We start from the raw sequence: 10,054 nt of genomic DNA, 5'->3' as shown, positions 1-10,054 counted from the left end.
TGCGGTCGGGAACCGAGACCGTCTCGACCTCATCGGCGAACGAACGGTAGCGATGCGACGGCATCCCCGAACTCCGTTGGGCGTTCGAGAGCGGCCGGACCAGGAAGTCCACACTCATGCCAACACGCCGATCTCCGCATGTGGGTATTCGATGGCACGCATCTGGAAATCGACCACGGTCTGATTACGCAGGTGACCATCGACCATCTCGACAGCGTTGTCGATCGTCGGGTCGGCCCACCATTGCGTACGGGGGCCCATCACGGTCGGCAGATACGGCAGCAACGCCTCGGAGATGACCGCGCTCGCGGCATCCCACAGCAGCGACGGGCTGTGATCGACGGCGTAGTACTTGTGCGCCCCCAGATCACGGATGGGGCTACTGAAGGTCGTGGGCGAGGCCCACGAGAACCCCATCTCGTTGTCGCAGGAGACGTCGACGAAGAGCGCCGGGGACGGAAGGCGTTGCAACGCAGCATCGTCGAGAAGAACGATCGGCGACCGGGGGTCCTGCAGAATGCAGTTCACGACGATGTCGGTGCCCGCGACAAACGTGTCCACGTCGACCTCGACACCGGTCTCGGTCACGACGACGGCGCCCCCGTCCGCGGTGTCGGCGAACTGCACCGCGCGCGCCGCGTTCGGTTGCGCAGCAACCGTTGCCGGCGCCCTGAGCGTCGCGACGGTCAGATCGGTCACGCCCAGTGACTGCAGCGCGGTCACCGCGCCACGCCCCGTGGAGCCGTAGCCGAAGACGACGGCGCTGAGGCGGCCACCGAACAGGCCGCTCTTACCGGTGGCCTCGAGTGCGTGCAGCACCGAGCAATAGCCTGCGAGTTCCGAGACGCGGTGGAACACGAAGAGATCGAACCCGTCGCCCTTGCTCCAATGCCGCATTCCCTCGATGGTCATCACAGAGATACGCCGGTCGATGGCCAGCTGTGTCATGTCCCGGTCCTGGACGAAATGCGGGCACCCCCACAACGTCTGCCCTGCTCGCATCTGTCGGACGTCGTCGAGAACCGGCTTGAACAGGAGGACCGTGTCGGTCGTACGGAGGACTTCGTCGCGCGGAGCGAGGCGGAAACCGAGATCACCGATGCTCCGGTCGGACACACCGAACCGCTCCCCGTAGCCGATCTCGATCACGATCCGCGACCGGAGCTCCGCCGGGATCCGATCCAGGTGGCCGGGGTGTATGGGAACACGCTTCTCGTGGGGCTTGAGGGACGTCCCGATCACGCCAAATGTCGTCAGTTCCATGGTGAACACTCCTTGTGAGCTCGTGGTGATGTCATCGGTCAAACAACAGCCGGTTCGATCCAGCTGTGCGGTACGTCCTCGATCGCCAGCGTGGGCAGCTCGGCGCGGATCAGATCCAGACGTTGCGCGTTACGCTTCGCCGTGTCGGCGGAACCCGGTCCCACACCGACAGTGGGGACGACCACCGACCACTGGGGGCGCGGGTGTGCTCCACGTTCCCGTTTGGTCGACTCGGACTTGCGTCCCAGCTCGATTCGTCGGAATCCGTTCTCGTATGCCCACCGCACCGGCGCGTAGATGTTGGCGAAGAAGTACTCGCCGTTGCGCGCGAGGTCGTAGTCGATTCCCACCATCCGCGAGTGCATCGAACCCACACCCAGGTAGTAGACCGACGCCGCCACCAGGGTTCCGTCGTCCGGTCGGCGAAGGGAGAACACCACGGCCTCCTGCTCGCAGAAGGCGGCCTGCTCCTCGAGTCCGCGGACACAGTCCTCCGGGGACTCGTCGACTCCGTGGCGCCGCTGGACGTTGGAGACGAGCGGTCCCAGTTCTCGCGCGACCGCAGCCAACGACTCGTGATCCGACTGCAGTCCGGTCGATGCCAGCTTGCGGATCTCTCTGCGGACCTTGGCCGAGCCCTTGGAACCGAGACCGGCGAGATAGTCGTCGAATGCGTCACCGGGCAGGTCGAGTGTCATCGTCGGATCGAGCAGGACCGGTATCGAACTGCCGGACACCACATCGTCGATCTCCCGGGCGTCCGCGGTGTCGAGATAGGGGATGATCGTCCCCGCCAGCCCCCGGTCGGAGGCCTCCCTGGTGACCGCCGCGATCGCCGACTCGACCGCGACGGTCCGGTCGACCGTCGAATCCGCATCCGCGAGTGACATCTGGTTCTCGTAGCCGCGATGCGGGCCGAGATAGAGGAAGTCCTCGTCGAGGGCCGACTCGCGGCCGGTCAAGGTGGCGGCACGGTAGCCGGAGGCGGGCGAGGTGCGACCGTCCGGAGTCCACACCGACACCGAGACCAGGTCACCGCCGGGGACGCTGGCAGTGACCGACGAATAGCGGCGGTCGCCCACGGCGCGGAGATAGTTCAGCCACCCGTCGCCGACATAGAACGAGACCGGGCGGCTACGCATAAGTCAGGCGGGAGCTGTCGACGAATCGGTCGAGTCGGGCGCGGACCGACTGTGGCGACGGACCGCTCGCGATGGCGTAACCGACCCGGGAATCGCTGTTCAGGATCACCGGCACATGAAACGGGGTGTCGACGCAGCTGACCGAGAACAGACCATCCAGGTCGCTCGGCGTCGCGATCTCCCGCAGCGTCTGTCCGGGTTCGGGGACGAGGAAGCGGATTCCGGCGCAGGCCGTGCCGGCGCCGACGGCCGCATCGATCCCGGGCCGTACCCCGGTTCCCGTCGCGGCCGCGATGTGGTGGTCGATGAGACTGGCTCCGGTGACCAACTCGACCAGGTCGTTGATGTGCCCACCGGCGGGTCGACCGTTGACCTCGACGATCGAGACCGGAGCGTCGGCGGCGTCGAGATCCACCATGAACTCGACGTGCACCACCGTGTGCGTCACACCGATGATCCCGAGGATCGCGCGAAGTTCCTCGAGGATCCGGACACCGCGATCGTCGTCGAACACGAACGGGAAGATGTGTTCGACCTCGAGCGGCACAGCGGACGACAGGTGTCGCTTGGTGGTGTACCCGATGAGCTCCCACCCTCCGGAATCCGCCGACCACACCAGCTCCGCGGAGTACTCCTCGCCGCGCATGAACTCCTCGACCAGGGCACGGTCGCGCGGGAAGTACCCCCGGTTGTACTCGCGAGATGCGAAGTCCCCGATCGACTCCAACGCCCCCACATAGTCTGCGTCGTCGAAACACACGGCCACGGCGTAGTTCCCGGCACCATCGGTCGGTTTGACGACACAGGGATAGCCCAGGGGTGAGGTGGCACCGTCGGTGTCGACGACCGCGTGTCTCGTCTCCCACGGGGTGTCGACCAGAGCCGCGCGCAGCTCGTCCTTGAAACGCATCGTCCTGGTCGATCGAACCGTGGGGGCGTTGCTGATGCCCAGCATCTCCGCGAGGTGCGCGGCGGGGATGATCGCGACGTCGTCGTAGGCGACCACGGCGCAGCAGGATTGCGTCGAGAGCTCAGACGCCAACGCCGTCAACGCCTCTGGATCCACGGTGTCGACGACGTGCAGTCGATCGCATTCATCTACCGGGCTGGTGAGGAGAGCCGAGTACTCAGCCGGGTCCTTGCACACGAAGTGGGTCGTGAACCCGTCGCGACGGGCCCTGCGGAGCGCCTCCACACCTCCCCCGGAGTGGTTCGTCTCCACCACGACGAGCGAGGGTGCAGGTGTTCTCGTTGCGGACGTCATGTCACCGTTCAGTCGCAGGAATCGGGATCCGTGATTCGTTAGTCAGGCAACGAAACGGTATCCCGGCGACGACGGTGGGCAACAGAAAAGATCTGGTGAACAGAAAATTCCTTGTCCGGACACCTGGCTGTAGTACGGACGGCCCGAGCTACTGCGGCAGCACCGGGATGGACTGCGAGCCCATGGTCGGTGCGACCTCGTTCCAGTACTGGTCGGGTTCGCCGTTGGTGCTGCCCAGCTGCAGGATGCCGCGGCTGTCGGCGGCGTAGAGCGTCGAGTTGTCCCCCACCACCGCGGTGACCGGCGGGGTCAGGTTGCCGCTGAGCAGGCCCACCGCGGGTGTCCCGTCGATGCTGACCTGCACGACCGGGGTGTCGGTGGTGTTGCGCGCGACGACGACGGTGTCGCCGGAGATCCAGTCGAGCGAGACCGCCTGACCGGCGATGTTGTAGGCAGCGTCGCGCGCGCCGGTCAACGACACCGCCCCGTCGGTCGCGGTCGAGACGACGGCCAGCACCGTCTTGCCGCCGACGATCGCTGCGACGCGGGCCCCGTCGCGGGAGACCCGGAGTTCGGTGATGACGCCGCGGGCCACCGACGACATGGCGTCGGAGTTCACCACCACCGGCGCCTGGACCGTTCCGGTCGCATCGCGCGACCACCGCAACACCCGCCCGTCGACGACCGCCCAGATCGTGTCGCTGTCGGGGCCGAACGAGGGCCGGGAGATGACGGTGCCGGTGGCCATCGTCGTCGCGACACCGCCGTAGTCACCGACCTGCAGTGCCTGCGCCGCCGCCGGCGGGGGTGCGGTGTTGCGCGCGACCGCGGCGACCCGACCGCCGTCGGACGAGATCGTCGCCGACAGCAGCGCATTCGAACCACCGAGTGGGCCCGCGATCGGGATGAGCCGGCCGCCCTCGACGCGGTCGAGCGCACCCGCTCGGATGACGTGCAGACCGAGCTTCGACTGCGCCGCGTCGGTGGGATCGAGCGAGGCGACGTCGGTGGTCCGCCAGCCGCTCGAGTACCGGTCGTTGAGCGGCGCGCCGTCGGCGTCGATGACGAAGGGCCCCGGCACGTCCGACTTGTTGAGGGTCCAGATCAGTTGCGCCGCGAGCAGTGTCCGGTTGCGTTCGGCCAGCGAGCTCAGTCCGGTCAGCTCGATGCGGACGCCGCCGGTCGAGGTGGTCTCGATCGAGCCCCGCAGTGCCGCGCCCGCCGGGAACTCGGTGACCACCGCGCGGGCGAGCTCGTCGGACGGCCCCGCCACGAGAAGGTCCACGAGCTGGTCCGAGAAGTCCTCACCGGTGGAGTAGAGCCACCGCGGGTCGGCGACCAGGTACTCGCCGGAGGGGTTGGGATAGAACAGGTCCCGCGGACGGTAGCTCGACGTGAACTGCGTCCGGTCGATCATCACGCCGCTCGGCAGGGCCCCGTCGATGCGCCACTGGCCGTCGACGAGCACCATCGACAGCCGGCTCTCCACCCGACCGGTCGCGGGGACGAGATGGCCGTTGGACTGCAGGGTGCCGGCGTTGTCGCCGATGATCCGCGCGGTGAACGTGCTGTCGGTCCTGGCGTCGGTGAGCACGTTGATCTGGCTCAGGATCAACCCGCCGCCGCGGTCGTCCCAGGCGTCCGACGCCGATTTCGTCAGGTACTGGCGTGCGGCGAGGTGCCCTGAACTCGGGTTCGCCGTCGCCTTGAGGAAGTCGCGTACCAGCGACTCGGGGTCCATGCCGGGACGCGGGGTGGGGACGTTGACCGCCGGTGCGCGTCGCTCCAACGACCCGATCGGTTGCGGACTGGAGCTGGTGGGGATCGAGACGCAGCCGGTGACGCCGGTGAGGACCGCGCACATCAGGACGAGCAGCGTCCACCGACCACGCCGCGGCGTCACCGGGGAACGGGGGTCACCACGGAGCTCACTCACGGCCGTTCACCTTACGCGCGCCAACGGGCTTGAGCGGCAACGGACTTCCCAGCACCTTGTGTCCACGGACGAGAGGGAGGGTGAGTCGGAAGGAGGCACCTTTGCCTGGCTCACCCCAGGCCTCGAGACGCCCCTGGTGCAGGCGTGCGTCCTCGATGCTGATGGCGAGACCGAGGCCGGTGCCACCCGAGCGGCGGAAGCGCGAGGGGTCCGACCTCCAGAACCGGTTGAACACCAACTTCTCCTCGCCCGGGCGCAACCCGATCCCCCGGTCGCGCACGGTGATCGCCACGGCGTCGCCGTCGGAGCGCATGGTCAGGGTGACCGGGCGTTGCTCGCCGTGGTCGATGGCGTTGGCCATCAGGTTGCGCAGGATCCGTTCGACCCGCCGCGGATCGATCTCGGCGAGCACCGGCTCCTCGGGTAGGTCGAGGACCAGCGGGGTGTCGGTCTCCTCGGCGAGGTGGCGCACGGTCGCCAACGCGCCGTCGATGGGGATGCTCATGCTGACGCGCTCAGCCGCGAGTTCGGCGACACCGGCGTCGTGCCGGGAGATCTCGAGCAGCTCACCGAGCAACGTCTCGAAACGATCGAGTTCCTTGTTCAACAACTCGACGGACCGCTTGCGCACCGGGTCGAGTTCGTCGCGGCCGTCGTAGAGCACGTCGCTGGCCATGCGCACGGTGGTCAGCGGTGTCCGCAGCTCGTGGCTGACGTCGGAGGTGAACTGTCGCTGCAGTCCACCGAACTCCTCGAGGTGGGTGATCTGTTTCGACAGGCTCTCGGCCATGTCGTTGAACGACATCGCCAACCGGGCCATGTCGTCCTCACCGCGCACGGGCATTCGTTCCTTGAGACGGCCGTCGGCGAACCGCACCGCGATCCGCGACGCGGACCGCACCGGGATGACCACCTGCCGCGACACAAGCATCGCGATGGCGGCGAGCAGACCGAGCAGCACGAGTCCGCCGGTGAAGATGGTGCCGCGCACCAGCGACACCGTGCTCTCCTCGTTGGTCAGCGGGAACACGAGGTACAGCTCGAGTCCACTGATCCCCGACGAGGTCGGGGTACCGACGATCAGCGCCGGGGTCTTGCGTCCCGTCGACCCCTCGACCGACGAGTACTGGTACGCGATCTGCCCGGCGCGCACCATCCGCCGCAGGGTGTCGGGGATCTCCTCGATCGGCCCCACCGATGCGGTGTCCTGCGGTCCCCCGCCCTGCACCAGCAGGACGGTGTCGAAGGTGCCGACGACGCCCGAGGCCGGGGTGGTGTCGACGTCGCGGTCGGTGAGGATCGAACGGGTCTGCCGTAGCCGGTTCTGGATCGACGCGTTCGCGTCGCCGCCGGAGAGATCGCGTTCGACCGAGGTGCGGGCGCGGTCGATCTCCTCGGTGGCAGCCCGCAGTTTGAGGTCGAGCAGTCGGTCGGTGATCTGGCTGGTCAACACGAACCCGAGGATCAGCAGGACGACGAACGACAACACCATCGTCGAGACGACGACCCGCAGCTGCAGTGAGCGACGCCAGATCCGTCCGACGAACCGGCCCGCCGTCGACCACCTCCGCAGGGCACGCGGGAAGGTCGGGTTGATCCTGCGACGAGACCGCCCGATCACGGCGGGCCGGCCTTGTAGCCGACCCCTCTCACCGTCAACACGACCTCCGGGTTCTCCGGGTCGAGCTCGACCTTGGCGCGCAGGCGCTGCACGTGGACATTGACCAGTCGGGTGTCGGCGGGATGCCGGTAGCCCCAGACCTGTTCGAGCAGCACGTCGCGGGTGAACACCTGCCGCGGCTTGCGCGCCAGGGCCACGAGCAGGTCGAATTCGAGCGGCGTCAACGAGATCTGGTTGCCGTCGCGGGTCACCTTGTGGGCGGGCACGTCGATCTCGATGGGCCCGATGGACAGCAACTCGGCGGGCTCGTCGTCGGTGCGACGCAGCCGGGCCCGGACGCGGGCGACGAGTTCCTTGGGCTTGAACGGCTTGACCATGTAGTCGTCGGCGCCGGACTCGAGGCCCAGGACGATGTCGACGGTGTCACTCTTGGCGGTCAGCATGACGATCGGCACGCCCGAGTCGGCGCGCAGCACGCGACACACGTCGATGCCGTTCATACCGGGCAGCATCAGGTCGAGGAGCACGAGATCGGGTCGGATCTCGCGGACCGCGGCGAGTGCCTGGGTGCCGTCGCCGACGACGAACGGCTCGAAACCCTCGCCGCGCAGCACGATGGTGAGCATCTCGGCTAGTGCCGCGTCATCGTCCACGACGAGAATCCTGGGCTTCATGCTCCCCATGGTGACACCGACGACGATGAACATGCGGGTGGCGCGCCGACGCCCCCACCGGCCCTGACCGGCGCGTCCGGCGCCACCGACGTCGAATGCGCCGGTGTGCTGACTAGTCTCTGCGGTGTGGCAGTTCTGATCGCGGTGGAGGGAATCGACGGCGCCGGCAAGCGAACGCTCGTCGACGGCCTGACCAGCAGGTGGCGCGACGCCGGGCGTCAGGTGACGACGATGGCCTTCCCTCGGTACGGCGAGTCGGTCCACGCCGACATCGCCGCCGAGGCCCTCCACGGCGCCCACGGCGACCTGCGGTCGAGCGCGTATGCGATGGCGATGCTGTTCGCACTCGATCGCGCCGGTGCGGCGGCCGACATCCGAACGGCTCTGGCCGGATCGGATGTGGTGCTGCTCGACCGCTACGTGGCGTCCAACGCCGCCTACACCGCCGCGCGGTGCGGTCAGGACGCCGCAGGCGAGGCCGTGGCATGGGTGGCCGAACTCGAGTTCCACCGCTTCGCGCTGCCGGTGCCCGACCACCACCTGCTCATCGACGTGCCCGCCGAGGTCGCGATGGGACGCGCGGCCGCGCGCGGTGACGCCGACACGACCCGGGGCCGCGACCTGTACGAACGCGACAACGAGCTGCAACACGACGTCGACGCGGTGTACCGGCAACTGGCGCAGAGCAACTGGTTGTCACCCTGGTGGGTCCTCGACGCGAACCTCGCACCCTCGCTCGCCGACGACCTGCTCAGCGCCTGAGACGAGCACCCATCCCGCAACACGAAAACGCTCCCGCGACCGGCATTCCGGTCGCGGGAGCGTTTCGCTGTCGCGGGAGCGGTCGATCAGACCGCGGTGCTCTGACGGATCAGTAGCGGTAGTGCTCGGGCTTGAACGGGCCCTCGACGTCGACGTTGATGTACTCGGCCTGCTCCTTGGTGAGCTTGGTGAGCGTGCCACCGAGTGCCTCGACGTGGATCTTGGCGACCTTCTCGTCGAGGTGCTTCGGGAGGCGGTAGACCTCGTTGTCGTACTCGTCGTTCTTGGTCCAGACCTCGATCTGCGCGATGACCTGGTTCGAGAAGCTGTTGCTCATCACGAACGACGGGTGGCCGGTGGCGTTGCCCAGGTTCAGCAGACGACCCTCGCTCAGCACGATGATCGACTTGCCGCTGTCGAAGATCCACTGGTCGACCTGCGGCTTGACGACGACGCGCTTGGCTCCGGAGCTCTCCAGGCCGGCCATGTCGATCTCGTTGTCGAAGTGACCGATGTTGCCCAGGATCGCCTTGTCCTTCATCTGGCGCATGTGATCGAGGGTGATGATGCCCAGGTTGCCGGTCGAGGTGATCACGATGTCGGCCTTGTCGATCGCGTCCTCGACGGTGACGACGTCGTAGCCGTCCATGAGCGCCTGCAGCGCGTTGATCGGGTCGATCTCGGTGACCTGGACGCGTGCGCCCTGGCCGGCGAGCGACTCGGCGCAGCCCTTGCCCACGTCGCCGTAACCGGCGAGGAGGACCTTCTTGCCGCCGATGAGGACGTCGGTGGCGCGGTTGATGCCGTCGATCAGCGAGTGGCGGGTGCCGTACTTGTTGTCGAACTTGCTCTTGGTGACGGAGTCGTTGACGTTGATGGCCGGGAAGGTCAGCTCGCCGGCGGCGGCGAACTGGTACAGGCGCAGGACGCCGGTGGTGGTCTCCTCGGTGACACCCTTGACCGACTCGGCGATCGTCGACCACTTGGTCTTGTCGGTCTCGAAGCGCTCACGCAGCTGGTTGAGGAAGATGGTGTACTCGGCCGAGTCGTTGTCCTCGACCGGCGGGACGACGCCCGCCTTCTCGAACTGCGCGCCGCGCAGCACCATCATGGTGGCGTCGCCACCGTCGTCGAGGATCATGTTGGCCGGCTCGTCGGGCCAGGTCAGCATCTGCTCGGCGCACCACCAGTACTCCTCCAGGCTCTCGCCCTTCCATGCGAAGACCGGGATTCCCTTGGGCTCCTCGGGGGTTCCGTACGGGCCGACGACGATGGCCGCGGCGGCGTGGTCCTGGGTGGAGAAGATGTTGCACGAGGCCCAGCGGACCTCGGCGCCGAGCGAGACGAGGGTCTCGATCAGGACGGCGGTCTGGGTGGTCATGTGCAGCGAAC

8 protein-coding genes are annotated in these 10,054 nt (G+C 67.5%); 1 reads left to right on the top strand and 7 read right to left on the bottom strand.

From position 1 onward, the window contains the following. Positions 1-114 precede the first annotated feature (114 nt). The 6 genes from JHC79_RS21315 to mtrA form a co-directional block, all read right to left on the bottom strand. On the bottom strand, positions 115-1,263 hold the full coding sequence (locus JHC79_RS21315) for an alanine dehydrogenase (RefSeq protein WP_296394632.1): 1,149 nt from the start codon (positions 1,261-1,263) through the stop codon (positions 115-117). A 38-nt stretch (positions 1,264-1,301) separates the two neighbouring features. Continuing rightward, positions 1,302-2,405 (bottom strand): GNAT family N-acetyltransferase, encoded by a 1,104-nt coding sequence (locus JHC79_RS21310; protein WP_296394630.1) that lies wholly within the window; start codon positions 2,403-2,405, stop codon positions 1,302-1,304. Further along, entirely contained in the window at positions 2,398-3,630 is a 1,233-nt protein-coding gene (locus tag JHC79_RS21305) for an ATP-grasp domain-containing protein (RefSeq protein ID WP_296394628.1), read from the bottom strand. The genes JHC79_RS21310 and JHC79_RS21305 overlap by 8 nt, the downstream gene beginning before the upstream one ends. A gap of 187 nt (positions 3,631-3,817) precedes the next feature. Next, positions 3,818-5,605 (bottom strand): MtrAB system accessory lipoprotein LpqB, encoded by a 1,788-nt coding sequence (gene lpqB / locus JHC79_RS21300; protein ID WP_296394626.1) that lies wholly within the window; start codon positions 5,603-5,605, stop codon positions 3,818-3,820. Next, positions 5,598-7,226 carry an MtrAB system histidine kinase MtrB gene (gene mtrB, locus JHC79_RS21295; protein WP_296394623.1) on the bottom strand — a complete coding sequence of 543 codons (1,629 nt, stop codon included), beginning with the start codon at positions 7,224-7,226 and terminating at the stop codon, positions 5,598-5,600. The genes lpqB and mtrB overlap by 8 nt, the downstream gene beginning before the upstream one ends. Next, positions 7,223-7,909 carry an MtrAB system response regulator MtrA gene (gene mtrA, locus JHC79_RS21290; protein ID WP_296394620.1) on the bottom strand — a complete coding sequence of 229 codons (687 nt, stop codon included), beginning with the start codon at positions 7,907-7,909 and terminating at the stop codon, positions 7,223-7,225. The genes mtrB and mtrA overlap by 4 nt, the downstream gene beginning before the upstream one ends. Positions 7,910-8,026: 117 nt before the next feature. Here mtrA and JHC79_RS21285 point away from each other — a divergent pair, with 117 nt between their 5' ends. After that, positions 8,027-8,662, top strand: a complete 636-nt coding sequence (locus JHC79_RS21285) for a dTMP kinase (protein ID WP_296394618.1) — start codon at positions 8,027-8,029, stop codon at positions 8,660-8,662. 109 nt (positions 8,663-8,771) lie between these two features. On the opposite strand, the gene ahcY is transcribed toward JHC79_RS21285, so the two are convergent. Next, the coding region (gene ahcY, locus JHC79_RS21280; protein ID WP_296394616.1) for an adenosylhomocysteinase at positions 8,772-10,054 on the bottom strand (1,283 nt) is incomplete at its 5' end.

Origin of the sequence: Williamsia sp. (assembly GCF_016462415.1) — a bacterium.
GTDB lineage: Bacteria > Actinomycetota > Actinomycetes > Mycobacteriales > Mycobacteriaceae > Williamsia_A.
Note: the sequence above shows the minus strand (reverse complement) of the source record. Positions and strands in the feature narration are given on the sequence as shown.

Bases quoted from the DNA above. Each gene is read 5' to 3' on its own strand.
- JHC79_RS21310 (WP_296394630.1), bottom strand. From the start codon at position 2,405: ATGCGTAGCCGCCCGGTCTCGTTCTATGTCGGCGACGGGTGGCTGAAC.
- JHC79_RS21315 (WP_296394632.1), bottom strand. From the start codon at position 1,263: ATGGAACTGACGACATTTGGCGTGATCGGGACGTCCCTCAAGCCCCAC.
- mtrA (WP_296394620.1), bottom strand. From the start codon at position 7,909: ATGGGGAGCATGAAGCCCAGGATTCTCGTCGTGGACGATGACGCGGCA.